A 14,028-nucleotide genomic window follows, 5' to 3' on the forward strand; every position below is an offset into this window, starting at 1 on the left:
ACCTAAACTTCCCTCTTGGATAACAAATTTAAACCTTTTGGGTCATTTTTGGTTATTATTAAAATGCCGTGTTCATTTCCTCAATATGTCAAATATAAGTTTTCTTGCAATATCCTCATCTATTGCCCCAGCTCTCAATTCTCTTAAAACTCGCTGAATAGCAAATCTCTTTAAAATTGGCGATTTATGAGCAGCTGATTTCCAAAGAGAACATCCGAATCCAAGAGCATATTTCCTCCCTAAGATGTTTATTGCTTCTCTCTTATCAATAGCAAGAAAAGCTGGAAAGTTTAACTTAACCACTTCTCCTTCCGAGTATATTGAAATGCTTCCCACACTTAGCAGATCTCCAGAAGCTACTATTTTAATCCCCTCTTTCTTTGCATAATCTTTAACAGCTTCCATTATCATTGAGTGACATTTACCACAGATTGGAGCACCTTTCTTGATTTGCTCACTTATTACTTCCATATAATTGGGAATCTCAACAAAAACAGCACCATAAGATTGAGCATTCAAGAGAACAGGTTCTCTTATTTGAGGTAGCCTCGCCATAACTGGAATTACTTCAAAGCCTGCCCATCTAAGAATTTTTACTGTTGCAGTGCTGTCGCTACCAGCGGAAAACGCAACCACTATTTTTTCGTCAATAGGAGTTCTATCAAATTCTTTGCCAAAAAGCCTATACTCAACTAATGCTTTCAATCTTTCATAGCTTTGCTCACTAATCTCTCCCCTAACTTTTTCAAGGGCTTCAATGGATTGCTCCAGTCTGTAACGCTTTATGAAATTATCCCCAACTATTTTAAGCAAAGTCACCACCAGATTCTGTTACCCTTAATCTTAATGTATCCCAAGCTTTGTAGCTCTTTGAGGATATCCTCCAAAGCTTCTTCGTCAAAGTAAATGTTTATCTTTTCTCTCTTTCCATCTATTATGATAGGTTCCCTTTCAAGCAAGGTCTCAATGAGCTCATTTTTCTTATTTTTTTGTTTAACTAACTCAAGAATAATCTCTGCCAGAACTGATTTTGCCACTCCTGTAAACATCGCTTCCACTAAAGATTCCTCAGTTGCATACTGCTCCGCTATCTCAAGAGCCCCTTGAATTAAATCCCTTTCAACTTCAAGAACTTCAACATAATATTTTTTCATAAAAGTGAATTCAGTTATTAGCTTTGCGCCCATCTTTTCTTCGAGCTCATCTAAAAATTCCTCAACCTCATCTATTGGAAACCTCAGCTCAATAACCAAATCATCGAGCTTGGGTTTTTTCATAAGTTTCAGTTTCTCTTCCCCTACAACATATCCCCCCTCAATCAGCGCTGATAAAACCACGAGTCTGTTTATATCAACTTCATCAAATAATTCACTAATTTCTTTCTCTTCTCCAACCTGCCACTTTTCCAGAAGTCTCTCAAAAGTCTGCTGAATCTCGCCAAGCTTTTCGTCAATAACGTCAAAATCCTCACTTTTTGCAACTAACTCGGAGTATTTTCCCCTAATCATAATAAAGTGCTGGATTTCCCAGCCAAGCTCCTCTTTTGTTTTGTTCATAATTCCAGCTTTGCTGAGTTCCTTTGAAAGCTCAATCATATCCTCCTTACTTAGAACTTCGAATCTCATTTGTATCCCCAAAGATAGTTAAAAGAAGAAGTTATAAAGTTTCTCAATCCCTCTCAAGGAGAAAAGAAAGAAGAACTTTCAGCGGTTTGTTTCTTAGGATTTTTACTGTTTTCTCGATTTCATCTTTAATATCCTTATCCCTGTTCAAATATAGATAAAGGGCATACGCCATCACTTTTGGGTCTCCTTCATTAGTCTCCTCTATGGCTTTTGCCAATCTGGGGCTGGTTAGGAGGTTATCAGCAATATAACAAAGTTTTTCTTCGTCTCCCTTTTCCAATGCCTCTTTTAGTGGACGATAAAATTCATTCAAAACAATCTGGGCATTTTTTTCTTTTTTGTTCAAATACTCTAGTGAGTTTTCAATTTCTTCTTTGTGCATGAAGTCCCAGAGCATATAGATCAAAGGAAGGAAAATCAAAACCAATGCTAGGATCAGGTATGGAGTTAGAGGAGGTGTAATTCTCTGAACATATTTATTTTTAATATAAAGGACAAGCATCAAGCCCATCATTATCCATATTACGGCGAATACTAAGTAATACTCCAAGTAACTCTCCCTTTTCTCCCAAATCTGGTATTTATAAGCAGCCCCGGTCTCTTCAAGCAATTTAAGTCTTTTTTCAGCTAGCTCAATTTCTGCTTCTAATCTTTTTATCCGCCTTTCTATCTCCTCAAATACTTTCTCCATACCCACCATGTTCAACGCTCCAATATAAGACGAGCAATCTTTTCACTAACAACATCTAAGATTGCCTCACCTTTTTCTTTTGTAGCTCCTTTGGGATTGTCATTTACACCGTTTGGAAACAACTCGAGGGCAATATCCTTCCTAATTATTCTGACTTTTGAAGTTCTCTTCTTACCCTCAGCTTTTTCCATCTTAACCAGTTCAGGCTTTATTGCCAAAATAACAGAGGTCTCATCTTCCCCAGCATGCCCTTGAGAAGAGCATATGCTTAGAATGTCTTCCCTAAAGTCGATCCACCAATTTATAAGCCAGATTTCAACATCGTATTTCTCAGCTACTTCTTCGCTAGCTTCAACAAGCGGATAATAGTTTCCACCATGTCCATTTAGCAAGATAATTCTTCTGAATCCCTCTTCTGCAAACTCTTCCATAACATCACGAACATATCTCCTCAAAGTATCAGCCTTAACATTTATAGTTCCCGGAAAAATATTGAGGACAAAACTGTGTCCATACCAGATTGGAGGAGCAATTAAAATTTCTTTTCCCTTTTCTTTCAGCTTAGCTTCAACCCTTTTCGCTATCTCAACTGGAGCGAATACATCAGTTCCGAGAGGTAAATGTTTCCCATGAGCTTCAACACTGCCGATTGGAAGAATTACAGTGTCAACTTTCTTTCTAATTTCATTAAACTCATCCCATGTTAATTTTTCCATGCGCATTTTAATCCCCTCTAGATTTTTGAGAGAATTTCTTCATAAGTTTTTTCAATCCGTTTTGCAACCTTATCCCAGGAATATCTCTCTTCTACAGCCTTCCTACCATTGCTTCCGAACCATTCTCTAAGATCCTCATTAATGAGAAGCTTTTGAATTGCTTTTCTTAGCTCAAGTTCATTACCCGGAGGAACTAAAAGTCCACTTTCGCTCTCCCTTATAATTTCAGGAATTCCCCCAACATTTGTTGCAATAACAGGCAAACCTGATGCCATGGCTTCCAGTATAACAATTCCAAATGCCTCAGCTGTTATTGAAGGGAGAACAAATATATCCGCCATCCCAAAAATCCTTGGTAGCATCTTATTGTCTACATACCCTAAGAATTTAACCTTATCTTCAATTCTCAAAAATTTTACCTGTGCTCTTAAAAATGGAAGCATTTCTCCAGAGCCCACCATAACCAAAGTTGCATCTTCAATTTCTGAGAAGGCATTGATAAGAATATGTGGTCCTTTTCGGTAACTCATCCTGCTTACATATAGGACAACCTTCCCTTCAATTCCAAACTCAGCTTTAATTTCTTCTTTATTCCAGTTTGGTGTGAAAAGTTTATCATCAACTCCATTTGGAATAATTTCTATCGGAGTATCCGTAAAATGTTCTATAAACGCTTTGGCAGCCTTGCTAACTGCAATTATCTTATGAGGGTACCTTAAGTAATTGCTGAACATGGGGAACGTCAAACCCAAAGCTTCCCAGAGCTTTGATTCATGAGCAAAAGAAATACTGTGAGTTGTTAGTATTGTCGCTTTTCCCATCTCTCTTCCAGCTTTTGCCGCCTTTAAAGCTAAGGGCGTGAATGCATGATGGGAGTGAACGACATCAAAATCGCTTAAGAACTCATTGAGTTCTTTTGTCGATTTTAGGCTATAGGAAATATTCACTTCAAGGATTGGGCTCACAACACCTGGGATTTTTATGAGTTCAATCCCATTCTCTTCTAATTCTTTTTCCTTTCCAGTTTCTCTGTTGTTGGTAACGATAGCAACTTCATGCCCCATTTCTCTAAGTTTTAATGCTAAATGGTGCATATGACTTGCAACACCACCGATTTTTGGATAATACCAGTCGCTAACAAGAGCTATTCTCATTTTTATCACCTTCACCTAAAGCTTCGTAAAACATTACCGCTCCTACTATCGAGTATATATACTGGAAAAGGAATTTATAAACAAAGGCTGTTACTGTGGCTTTTGTTGAAACACCAATTCCAAGAACAAGTCCAAACTCATTTGCTCCAAACCCTGCAGGAATGCCGCTAACGGAAGCAAATAGTACACTCATTAAGAATCCATATAAAGCCCCTTTCATTGAAATTTCTAAATTGAACGCTTTTCCAACTATGATAATTCCAAAAACTTGAAGGAGAATTATAGTTACGGAAAGCAAGAAAGATAATAGAAAAATAACTTTATTCTCTTTTGCCTTGCTCCATCCTTCATAGGTTCGCCCTAAATAGCTCCTAATGGTGCAGATCAACCCTTTAAAGCCAAAACTCTCCCAAAGCTTCAGCAGAGAGTCAAGAGCTTTGTATACACCTTTCTCATATATAAGGGCAATTAAAATAAGAACTAACCCAAGTATTCCAAACTTTGTAAATCCAACAAAGATCAGAGCAAAAGAAAGAACAACCAAAAATTCCGTACTTAATCCAATTACAAGCGATGATAAAGCTTTGAAGTAATCTCCTCCAACGAGCTTAACCTTTGCTATATGCCCCACGCTTGGAGGAAGAATTGTCATCAAATAATATCCACTAATAAAAGCTTTGAAAGTTTTTTTGAAGCTTGTTTTTTGCACTTCTCTTAAAAACAAATACCATCTAAGAGATGACAAGAGTACTGTAAGAACAGAGAGCATAAAAGCTACAAGGAGATACTCATGGGAGGCTGTTTTTAGAGCTAATTTAAGCTCGCTAATATCAATATTTTTGTAAAGATAGGCAAGGGATATTAAGAGAGCAATTAAAGCAAACAATCTCTTTTTGTTCATACTATGCCCCCAGTAATGTCCTTAAAGCATGCAGAGCTAAAAGGAAAACAACAATTCCATCAAGAGTTCTGTAATTAACTTTGATTCCAGCCACCATAATTCCAAAGACACCAAGGGGGATGTTTAAAGTCACCAGGAGAAGAGCTATCGAAGCGCCTGAAAATATCATGACGAGCTTTTCTGATAGACTTTTGCCAATAACAATTGGAGTCGTCCTTAAATTTGCTTTCAAGTCACTTTCATAATCTTCAAGATGATTCCTAAGTTCCATCGAGAATGAATAAAACAAGAGAGCCAAACCTATTGCAATCTCGTATTTCGTTAAAACTCCATCGAAGTATGCACCATAGAGGAAGGGCATTGCTCCAAAAAATATTCCATGTGATATGACATCTAGGATAGGTTGTGCCTTAAGTCTCGGGGGTGCTGAGTAAAGAGTAGCTAGGAGTATCATTGAAACGTAGATTAAGAGCTCTTTATACCCAAGGAAAGCCGCAAATAATATCCCTAAAATTGCAATTGTAATCGAGGACAAAATCCCTATCCCAAAGCTGAGCTCTCCACTAGCTATTGGATTTTTATTTCTCTTCCTAGGGTTCACTAAATCAGTATCTACATCAAAGCAATTATTTATAGCAAAAGCATATGCAACATACAATATTAGTGATATCACGACTATAACAGCACTTTTAAAATCAGAATTATATCTGAGATTCATTACCAAGCCAAGCAGTCCCATTCCTATAAACGATTTACCATCAAGTATTCTGGTGTTTTTTATCACAGCTCGTAACATATTCCCACCACTGAACATCTTCTGAAAAAGGTTTATAAGTGTTTTCACTAAATTGTGAATAGGTATGAATAAAAATCTTCATAGGGATTAAAATGGAAGAGTTGTTAAAAGCACTTACAAACACCCTTGAAAAATTTGAGCTTACAAGCTCGGAGATTAGAATATATTCCCTTCTCCTAAAAGAGCAATTAACCCCAAGGCAAATAGCAAAAAAACTCGATTTATCTGAGAGGATTGTCAGAGAGAAGCTTAAACACCTCCTCGAGCTTGGACTGGTTGAGAGGGAGCTAATAAATAGGGGATGGCTTGGCTACCTCTACAAAGCAAAAGCCCCAAAGGAGGCATTAAATGCCCTTTTGAGCAAAATGGAAGAATTTATAAAAAGCTTTGAAAAGGAAGCGAACAGAATGCTCTAAAGCTTAAGCTTTCCTTCCAGCAGATCCCTAACATATTTTGGCATCTGGAACAGAGTTTCATGTCTTTCTGGGTCATAATAGATAAGCTCAAGCCCCTCTGCTCTTTTTAGGTCAATTTTTGTAAAGTCAATGTTTCCTTTAACTCCAACCAGGAAGCTCCATGGTGAAGCGTAGCCAATCACTGGGAAGCTGAAGTAGTAAACTTTGTCGAATACGCTATTCATTGCTTTATGAGCATCCAACAGCTCGTTTGTAAACAAGTAAACACTACCAGCTTGTGTTATGAGAATCCCATCGTCATTTAATACATTATATGCAGTTCTGTAGAACTCCTCACTGAAAAGTTGCTTTGCAGGCCCAACGGGATCCGTTGAGTCAACAATTATTACGTCAAGCTTCTCTTTAGTGTTTTTCACGTATTCCATGCCATCTCCAATTATGACTTCTGCCCTCGGATCTTCAAATGCTCCTCTGTCAATGCCAAGATAAATCTTTGAGGTTTCAACAACCATCTCATCAATTTCGACCATAACAGCTTTTTCGACGGTTTTGTGCTTTAAAACTTCTCTAAGCGTGCCTCCATCACCGCCTCCAATTATGAGAACTCTCCTTGGATTTGGATGAGCCAACAAAGCAGGATGGACTAAAGGTTCATGATAGCTTTCTTCTCCTTGCTCCACTAATTGGACAGTTCCTTCTAAAACTAAAAGCTTTCCAAAACCTTCCGTCTCGTAAATCTCAATCCTCTGATATTTGCTTTGAGTTTCAAATAATTTCTCTTTAATCTTGAACGCAACACCATAACCTCTTGGATACCACTCTATGAAGTGCATAAACTCTCACCCCGATAACTTCTCAGCTGAGAGGTTTTAAACCTTAGTGAAAGGCTAGGGTTATAAACTCTCCTATCCAAAACTAGTACTAGAAGGAAAACAATCGTTAGAATTCCATATAAAAACCTCCAAAGTTATCAGAAGACTGAAAAAGATTAGAAGATTGAAAGGCTAGAAAAGCAGAGGTAAAAGAGTTAATCCTTAAAAAGCAACCCCCTATCAAGCTTAACAATTGTTGGTCTTTTGCACTTGAGCTCCTTGATTATATACTCACTTGCCTTCAGCGGCATTGTGTGATCGCCACAGGTATAAACATCAACTGCTGCATAGCCATGCTCTGGCCATGTGTGAATTGCGATATGACTTTCAGAAACGACAACAACACCAGAAACGCCTTGAGGTGAGAACTTATGAAATCTCTTGTCAATAATTGTAGAATTCGCTATTTCAGCCGCTTTAGTTAGAATTTCCTCTATCTTTTCTATATCGTCTAAAATCTGCGGATCGCAATCGTATAAGTCTAAGACAATATGCATCCCAAGTGGAGTGTCCACAGTTACTTGAACCATCGCACTCACCTCCCTCCATCACTCTCACCTCCATAAAAATTTGAATCAGTAGGGGAACATTACCACAGCAGCAACAGCTGCAGCAGGTTTATTCTTCACAGTTATCTCAGCGGCAGCGACTCTGAATTCCTTGAGCTTCCATCCTCTAACTCTAAAGCCTTCTTCAACCATTCTCCTTACCATTTCTGTGGCTTCCTCTTTTGTGCAGTAGCCACTGTATTCGTAAATCAATCCACCTTCGTTGCCCTCGCTTATTCCGACGCCTAAAGCTGCACTTATTGTTGTATCAGGCTCATCACTTTCAATATGTGCGTAAACTGTTGGGAGGAGCATTCCAATTGGAACTTCTGGAACCTTCTCAATCCATTCTATATGTGATGGAATAACACTGCTAAGCTTTACAAGGTTAACATTTCCTATTCCCATCTTAAGCAGTGCATTGTCAAAGGCATTCAATTTAGTTCCACCTTCAGCGCTCGCAGCGAGCATAATTGCTTTTTTTGGGGTTATCCAACTCATCTCTCTTTACCTCCAATTTTGGCTATTCTTACCGGCTCGATTTTGATTTTAATAAAAATTATTGCAAAATTTTAAGTTCAATTAATCCATACTTGGTGGTTTGCTTATAAGTCTTTCGCTTTCAGTTAAAATTTAAAATAGCCAGCAAATATCCAGTAACTTTAAGAATAACTAAGAATAAACTAGTTAAAACAAAAACAAACAGCTAAAAACAGTTTTTGTCTTATGTTTCTTTGTTATTGATGTGTGATATAACCCTACCAATCGTTGCTGAAACAAAGATTCCCATGATGCTTGTGAGAGAGGCTAGTGCATACATATGCTGGCTTAAAACCCCATAAGTATATCCGATTTCACCAACCAAAAGTCCTAGGACTCCAAAACTTGCCACTCCCGCCCCTCTAGCCAAAGAGGTTTTTAGATCATTTTCCCAAAGAAGAATTGTTGTTAAGAGAACCCTAACTAAATAAATTATAACAAAGAAATAAACAACTTCCAAAGAAAATTCAGTCTCAAAATTTATTCCTCTCCAAGCAAAGAAAATTGGAGCAAAAATTCCATAAGTAACACCGGAGATTATAGTATACACTCTTTCATATTGCTTTGTACCTACCAAGTCGCTGTGAAGTATCAGCCCTACTAAAAACGCTCCAATGCTAAAGTGAAGACCAATCTGCTCACTTATTAAAGCCAAGGACGTTGCAAGGATCATTACTAATCCAAATACCGCTTCATCGCTCTTTAATCTTCTCAACGTTCTCATAATCCACACTTTGTGCTGAATACCGATGAAGTAATTTAATCCAAGCACTGTACCCAAAAATACAATGTCTTTAACAAGCTCCAAAAAGAGTTCCATATAGCTTAGATGATGAAGCTCAAAATTTATTAGCAAATAGAGGATCACTAAACTTCCCACTTCACTAATAACAGCATATGAAAGAGCAACATGAAGAAATTCCTGACCAAAAAATCTGGTGAATCGGATAACAATCGGGGCTGAAGCGACAGCTAGAATCGATGCCACTATCAGATTATCCATTGAGATTTCGTAGTTCGTGAAGGGAAGTGTTAGAAAGAGCATTGTTATATATGTGACGATATATATTGGTAGGCTTTTCTTGCCTCCGAGGTGAATTTCTTCCGGTGTTAACTCAAGACCGGCATAGATCATTAAGAAAAATATCCCAAGCTCAGCTAATAGACTCATATCATCTCTTGGGAGGTCTGTTAAAACCACACCAAGGAAAAGGCCAGCAGTGATTTCTCCAAGAAATCCAGGATATCCTAGTCTTTCAAATATTTCTGCCAAAATTCTCGCCACTGCAATGATGATAAAAACGTAGCCTATAACTTCCACGTGAATCCCCATTTATTTATGAAAAACATTATTAAAAATTTTTCGGGAAAGTTTTTGACTTATGGATAAATTTTGAACTCTATAGCAAAATTTCGAACTTTGATTCATAAAGTTTATTATTGAGGGACGCTAATTAACTTCGATGTACTATGAGGCACTATGAAATTGTAAGGATAAAGGAAAATGGAAAAATTGAAATTCCTCTCGAATTTGCATATGAGATAGGATTGGTCAAGGATTCCTATTTCTTAATTGAAATTGACACCGACTTGAAGGAGATACACATAGAAAGAGTCGCTCTACCGGGCAAAAAACTTGTTGAAATTGAACTAGTAGTTGAAGACAAGCCTGGTGTCCTTGCAAAAATTAGTGGAACATTAGGGCGAAATAAAGCGAATATCTTATTCAGTGAAGCTGAAGAACTCGAAGGCCTTGGACTTGCTGCAATTGTAGCTGTTGTTGATGTAAGTGGAATGAAAATTGACCTTGAAGAACTAAAAAGGGAATTGAGTGAAATAGAAGAGGTCAAAGAGATTACTTTAAAAGTTTTGGAGTAACAAAATCAACAAAAACAGTGAAAAGACAATCATGTATATATTTACTTCTTTTCCTGCTTCTTTCATGCTTTCTCCAAAATGTTTCTTTGGAGCCATACTGAAAAATCCAACTCTCTGCAGTAGCCAAAAAGTCAAAATTGCAGCCAAAATTATCAATAAATCTTTGTAGGACATTGTCAAACCAAAATACACTCCAAAAGCTAAGGTTAATACTGCAATAGTAAATGAAAGCATCCGCTGTGTTAAATTACTTTTAATCGACTCTTCTGGCTTCATTAGATAATAATTTAGCTTGGTAAATGATACAAGCGTTCCAATTCCAGCTATGTAGAACAGATACAACTGAACTCCACTGAGATTAGACAAAAGAAGCTTCTTTCCAAAAGCCCCTACAAAGGGGGATATCCCCCCAATTGCCAAGCTGAGCATTATTATACTTATCATTAAAATTTTATCGTGTCTATATGTGAGCCTTTCTAAGTCTTTTGTTTTTTGGGAGTTTATCAATGTCCCAACACTTAAAAAGAGTCCGCCTTTAAAGAGAGTGTGGGCAAAAGCATAATAGATTGTTCCAATGGGATTTAATGTTGAAATTCCCAAAAGCACATAGCCCATTTGAGAAACTGTATGATATGCTAATAGGCGCTTTGCATTCTTCTGGAGAATGGCAAAAATAACTCCAATCAGCATTGATGAGAACGCTATAAGTGTGAGTATGTTTAAGAGCGATTTTCTAATTGGCAGAGCAAGATATAAAAGTAGCATCCCATAGATCGGAGCTTTAACAACAATTCCAGATAGCAAAGCACTTATCGGATTTGGGGCCTTTGAGTGAGCATCTGGCAGCCAGAAGTGAAGTGGAAAAATTCCAGACTTCAAAATTAAAGCAGAGAAAGCAACTGCCAAAGCAACATTAATTTCTCTTGACACAGTAATCTTACTCCTTATCAGTTCAACATTTAGATAACCTGTTTTTAAATAAATTATGCCAATTGCAAAGATGAAAAGATAAGATGCTACAAGGGAAAATGCCAAGTATTTATATGCAGCTTTTTTCGCTCCTTTTTCATCTGATAGGGCTACTAAGGCAAAAGAGGATACCGAGGCAACTTCCATGTAAATATAGTAGTTGAACAAATCTCTGCTGATAAAAGCTCCCAATAGTCCAGCATGCATTAAAAGTAAAAGTGCATAAATCTTCCCATTTTTTGCGCGTTGTTTAAAGTAGCCCACTGAATAAACAGCAACAATAGAGAAGAGAATTAACTCAGCCAATATGAAGTAGAAATTGTAAATGTCGAGAGAAACCTGTATCCCAGCTTCTTTTACATGATTCCCAACAATCTCACTCAGGGGTATCTTTGTAGCAGTATGAATGAAAATTGCCCATGGTGAGAAAATTCCAGCTAGAAACACCACCCTGATATTTTTTTCTTTAACCCTTAAAGTTTCAAGAAGTGAAACAAAAAATGCAGCAAATAGGGGAAGAGCAACTAAAGTAGGAATCACATCTCCTCCCTCCTCATTCTCAAAATCAACGCTAAGGCTAGAGAAGTAATTGCAACATCAACAACTAGAGTTGTTAGCATCAAAGTTGCAGGTAAAGGGTCAACAACTGCTTGTTGAGGCAGAATTGGCACTTCTGCTCCCTTGATGTATCCAGTCCCTACAAAAAATAAAACTAGTCCAGTTGAGATTACATTAATAGCTAGAACTTGCTTGATTAAATTCTTCTTTGTTATTAAACCATAAAGTCCAATCAGCATGATAACTATTCCAGCTGTTTCAGCATTAATCACTTTCAACCCACCTCAGCAGGATGTAAAATAGGAATGTAAAAGCTGCTCCAACCTTCAGCCCAACTGCTATATTGAAAAGAGGTACTATTCCTCCACTCACCAGTGATCCAAACTTCCCCCCATTCAAGAAGTTGTAGAAAAATCCACCAAACAACACTCCTACCAAACCAAGACTCACAAGAAAGATCGCTGAAGAGCTCTCTATAATACCAACTTCCTTGAATTTGAATTTCTTCCTAACTTTCTTGTATCCATGTGAGGTAATGAGAAGTATGACGCTAACTGCCAGTATAACCCCTGCTTGAAAGCCTCCTCCGGGACTTAAATGTCCATATACCATCAAATAAGCTGCATAGGTCACAAGGAAAGGACTAACTAGCTTTGTAGTTGTTCGCACAACTGTGCTCATCTTCATTTTTTCTTACCTCCTAACAACAAATAAAACCCAGTAACGGCAGTAAAAAGCAGAGTTGCCTCTCCAAGGCTATCGTAGGCACGCCAGTCAGCTAAGATTGCTGTTACAAGATTTGGAATGTTCACGTCTTGCCAATGTGAGATATAATATTCATAACTTCCCCCTTCCACTTTTGAGTAATCTAGCTGCAAAAAGATTAAAGCCAATGAGATAATAATCAAAATCCCAACAATTCTCTTCACTTTTTTGTCCCCTCCGATTTTTCTATTTCTTCTATTGTGAACAAGAATATTCCAATGACAATCGCCCCAACAACTATTGCAGATAAAGCAACATCTGGAGCTTTAAGCTGGAAGAGAACTAGGACAAATACTAAGCTAAGCAGAGCATACTTAACTACTGCACTGATTAGGTCATCCTCCTCAATTACCGCTATTGCTATGATTATCATAACAAACAACAAAAATTCATGGATTATCCCAAGCATACATGTCCACCACGACTTCTGGTTTTATCCCATATTTATAAGCTCCTTTAGCTATTGCATGAGAAATCATTGGGTTTATCAAGGCTATGAGGAACGCTAAGACAAGCAGCTTAAGTTTGATGAAAATGGAGGCATCAGTGTAGAGCGCCAAAGCCAAGAGAATTGTCATTGCACCACCGGTATCACACTTTGTAGCCGCATGCAGTCGAGTATAGACATCAGGAAAGCGAATTATCCCTAGAGCCCCAAATATCATTACAACCTCTCCAAAGGCTAAAAGAAAATATTCAATCACCTCTTGCCCCTCCTCTCCAGATATTTTGCTAGAATCAGTCCACCAACTGCATTGACCATCAGGAGAACCACCGCTAAGTCTATCAGAAAATACTGTTTGCTAATTACTGAGAGAATTGCTATCATTATAACGACCTTTGTGGTTATAGTGTTCAGCCCAACTATTCTATCGGGCAAAGTGGGGCCAAAGAGCACTCTATAGGTTAGTAGGATGCTTGTAAATATCAAAATCAAAACTCCCCAGCCAAAAGGTGTTACCAGAAGATTTTCTTTAACCATTCCTCGATGTCCCCCTTGATTTTTTCTCCAGCCTTCTCCCTATTGAGGGTCTCAACATAAATCCAGTGCACATACAAATAGGTCTCCCCAAGCTTCTTTGAAACATCCAGAGTTAATGTACCGGGAGTTAAGGTTATTGAGTTTGCTAGTATTGTAATCCCCGTATCTGAGTGCAAATCTGTCTTTATTTTTACAATACCCGGTTTAATATCCATGAAAATGACATTCTTAGCAACTTTTATGTTGCTTTCAATCAGACGAAAAGCCATTATTATGAGATATTGAGGAGCGTACAGTAACAGAAAATAGATAATTTTCTCAATTAGGTGTCCTTTATGCCTAACATCCTCCATAAGCATGTCTCTCATAAATGACGCAATAATGAGCGTTGCAATGCTACCTATGACAAGATTATCCAAAGAGGTATTTGCAGTTATGACGATCCAAAAAGAAAATAATACTATCCAGGTTAACACTATCCGTTCCCATACTGGGAGTTTTTGGGCATCATAACTTTCATATAGCACCCTTCTATGAACTTCTTCCAGCCTCTCCTTGAGGTAAAAGGGGACTCTACTCATGGTTTAATATTCGTTTTTTGAGGTTATAACCCTTTT

General features: G+C 37.7%; 21 protein-coding genes. 2 read left to right on the top strand and 19 right to left on the bottom strand.

Annotated elements, in window-relative coordinates; translation table 11 throughout:
• Nucleotides 1-72: 72 nt before the first annotated feature.
• Genes TES1_RS07115 through TES1_RS07145 form a run of 7 tightly spaced genes read right to left on the bottom strand, consistent with a single transcriptional unit; the run spans nt 73 to nt 5,883 of the window.
• Nucleotides 73-813 carry an ATPase gene (locus TES1_RS07115; protein WP_042681448.1) on the bottom strand — a complete coding sequence of 247 codons (741 nt, stop codon included), beginning with the start codon at nt 811-813 and terminating at the stop codon, nt 73-75.
• A gap of 2 nt (nt 814-815) precedes the next feature.
• The gene (locus TES1_RS07120; protein WP_042681450.1) at nt 816-1,625 is read right to left on the bottom strand and encodes a hypothetical protein; all 810 of its coding nucleotides are present in this window, start codon (nt 1,623-1,625) and stop codon (nt 816-818) included.
• 43 nt (nt 1,626-1,668) lie between these two features.
• The gene (locus TES1_RS07125; RefSeq protein ID WP_227738474.1) at nt 1,669-2,325 is read right to left on the bottom strand and encodes a hypothetical protein; all 657 of its coding nucleotides are present in this window, start codon (nt 2,323-2,325) and stop codon (nt 1,669-1,671) included.
• A gap of 2 nt (nt 2,326-2,327) precedes the next feature.
• Nucleotides 2,328-3,038, bottom strand: a complete 711-nt coding sequence (locus TES1_RS07130) for a creatininase family protein (protein WP_042681454.1) — start codon at nt 3,036-3,038, stop codon at nt 2,328-2,330.
• An 11-nt stretch (nt 3,039-3,049) separates the two neighbouring features.
• On the bottom strand, nt 3,050-4,186 hold the full coding sequence (locus TES1_RS07135) for a glycosyltransferase family 4 protein (protein ID WP_042681455.1): 1,137 nt from the start codon (nt 4,184-4,186) through the stop codon (nt 3,050-3,052).
• Complete coding sequence (locus TES1_RS07140) at nt 4,167-5,087, bottom strand: lysylphosphatidylglycerol synthase transmembrane domain-containing protein (protein ID WP_042681457.1); 921 nt, start codon at nt 5,085-5,087, stop codon at nt 4,167-4,169. Before TES1_RS07140 ends, TES1_RS07135 begins: the two co-directional genes overlap by 20 nt.
• A gap of 1 nt (nt 5,088) precedes the next feature.
• Nucleotides 5,089-5,883, bottom strand: coding sequence for a UbiA prenyltransferase family protein (locus tag TES1_RS07145; RefSeq protein ID WP_042681459.1), 795 nt, complete (start codon nt 5,881-5,883; stop codon nt 5,089-5,091).
• A 92-nt stretch (nt 5,884-5,975) separates the two neighbouring features.
• Between TES1_RS07145 and TES1_RS07150 the strand changes: the two genes are divergently transcribed.
• On the top strand, nt 5,976-6,299 hold the full coding sequence (locus TES1_RS07150) for a helix-turn-helix domain-containing protein (protein WP_042681461.1): 324 nt from the start codon (nt 5,976-5,978) through the stop codon (nt 6,297-6,299).
• Here TES1_RS07150 and speE read toward each other — a convergent pair.
• The 4 genes from speE to TES1_RS07170 form a co-directional block, all read right to left on the bottom strand.
• Entirely contained in the window at nt 6,296-7,132 is an 837-nt protein-coding gene (gene speE / locus TES1_RS07155; protein ID WP_042681463.1) for a polyamine aminopropyltransferase, read from the bottom strand. The two genes, TES1_RS07150 and speE, sit on opposite strands and share 4 nt — an antisense overlap.
• Before the next feature lie 194 nt (nt 7,133-7,326).
• Nucleotides 7,327-7,701, bottom strand: a complete 375-nt coding sequence (speD, locus tag TES1_RS07160) for an adenosylmethionine decarboxylase (RefSeq protein WP_042681466.1) — start codon at nt 7,699-7,701, stop codon at nt 7,327-7,329.
• 45 nt (nt 7,702-7,746) lie between these two features.
• On the bottom strand, nt 7,747-8,220 hold the full coding sequence (locus TES1_RS07165) for a pyruvoyl-dependent arginine decarboxylase (protein WP_042681468.1): 474 nt from the start codon (nt 8,218-8,220) through the stop codon (nt 7,747-7,749).
• Nucleotides 8,221-8,443: 223 nt separating this feature from the next.
• The gene (locus tag TES1_RS07170; protein WP_227738475.1) at nt 8,444-9,592 is read right to left on the bottom strand and encodes a cation:proton antiporter; all 1,149 of its coding nucleotides are present in this window, start codon (nt 9,590-9,592) and stop codon (nt 8,444-8,446) included.
• A gap of 137 nt (nt 9,593-9,729) precedes the next feature.
• On the opposite strand from TES1_RS07170, the gene TES1_RS07175 reads away from it, so the two are divergent.
• On the top strand, nt 9,730-10,137 hold the full coding sequence (locus TES1_RS07175; protein ID WP_042681472.1) for an ACT domain-containing protein: 408 nt from the start codon (nt 9,730-9,732) through the stop codon (nt 10,135-10,137).
• Here the strand turns inward: TES1_RS07175 and TES1_RS07180 are convergent.
• From TES1_RS07180 to TES1_RS07215, 8 genes are read right to left on the bottom strand one after another with little or no spacing between them, the layout of a single operon-like run.
• The gene (locus tag TES1_RS07180) at nt 10,120-11,646 is read right to left on the bottom strand and encodes a proton-conducting transporter transmembrane domain-containing protein (RefSeq protein ID WP_042681474.1); all 1,527 of its coding nucleotides are present in this window, start codon (nt 11,644-11,646) and stop codon (nt 10,120-10,122) included. The two genes, TES1_RS07175 and TES1_RS07180, sit on opposite strands and share 18 nt — an antisense overlap.
• The gene (locus TES1_RS07185; RefSeq protein ID WP_042681476.1) at nt 11,643-11,936 is read right to left on the bottom strand and encodes a cation:proton antiporter subunit C; all 294 of its coding nucleotides are present in this window, start codon (nt 11,934-11,936) and stop codon (nt 11,643-11,645) included. The genes TES1_RS07180 and TES1_RS07185 overlap by 4 nt, the downstream gene beginning before the upstream one ends.
• Nucleotides 11,929-12,351 (bottom strand): Na(+)/H(+) antiporter subunit B, encoded by a 423-nt coding sequence (locus tag TES1_RS07190; protein WP_042681479.1) that lies wholly within the window; start codon nt 12,349-12,351, stop codon nt 11,929-11,931. The genes TES1_RS07185 and TES1_RS07190 overlap by 8 nt, the downstream gene beginning before the upstream one ends.
• A complete protein-coding gene (locus TES1_RS07195; RefSeq protein ID WP_042681481.1) occupies nt 12,348-12,593 on the bottom strand; it encodes a hypothetical protein in 246 nt (81 codons plus the stop codon). Before TES1_RS07195 ends, TES1_RS07190 begins: the two co-directional genes overlap by 4 nt.
• On the bottom strand, nt 12,590-12,838 hold the full coding sequence (locus TES1_RS07200) for a hydrogenase subunit MbhD domain-containing protein (RefSeq protein ID WP_042681484.1): 249 nt from the start codon (nt 12,836-12,838) through the stop codon (nt 12,590-12,592). Before TES1_RS07200 ends, TES1_RS07195 begins: the two co-directional genes overlap by 4 nt.
• Complete coding sequence (gene mnhG, locus TES1_RS07205) at nt 12,819-13,133, bottom strand: monovalent cation/H(+) antiporter subunit G (RefSeq protein WP_042681486.1); 315 nt, start codon at nt 13,131-13,133, stop codon at nt 12,819-12,821. Before mnhG ends, TES1_RS07200 begins: the two co-directional genes overlap by 20 nt.
• Nucleotides 13,130-13,411, bottom strand: coding sequence for a monovalent cation/H+ antiporter complex subunit F (locus TES1_RS07210; protein WP_042681488.1), 282 nt, complete (start codon nt 13,409-13,411; stop codon nt 13,130-13,132). Before TES1_RS07210 ends, mnhG begins: the two co-directional genes overlap by 4 nt.
• On the bottom strand, nt 13,387-13,992 hold the full coding sequence (locus tag TES1_RS07215) for a Na+/H+ antiporter subunit E (RefSeq protein WP_042681490.1): 606 nt from the start codon (nt 13,990-13,992) through the stop codon (nt 13,387-13,389). Before TES1_RS07215 ends, TES1_RS07210 begins: the two co-directional genes overlap by 25 nt.
• Between the last annotated feature and the right edge of the window lie 36 nt (nt 13,993-14,028).

Origin of the sequence: Thermococcus paralvinellae, from assembly GCF_000517445.1 — an archaeon.
GTDB classification, from domain to species: Archaea; Methanobacteriota_B; Thermococci; order Thermococcales; family Thermococcaceae; genus Thermococcus_B; species Thermococcus_B paralvinellae.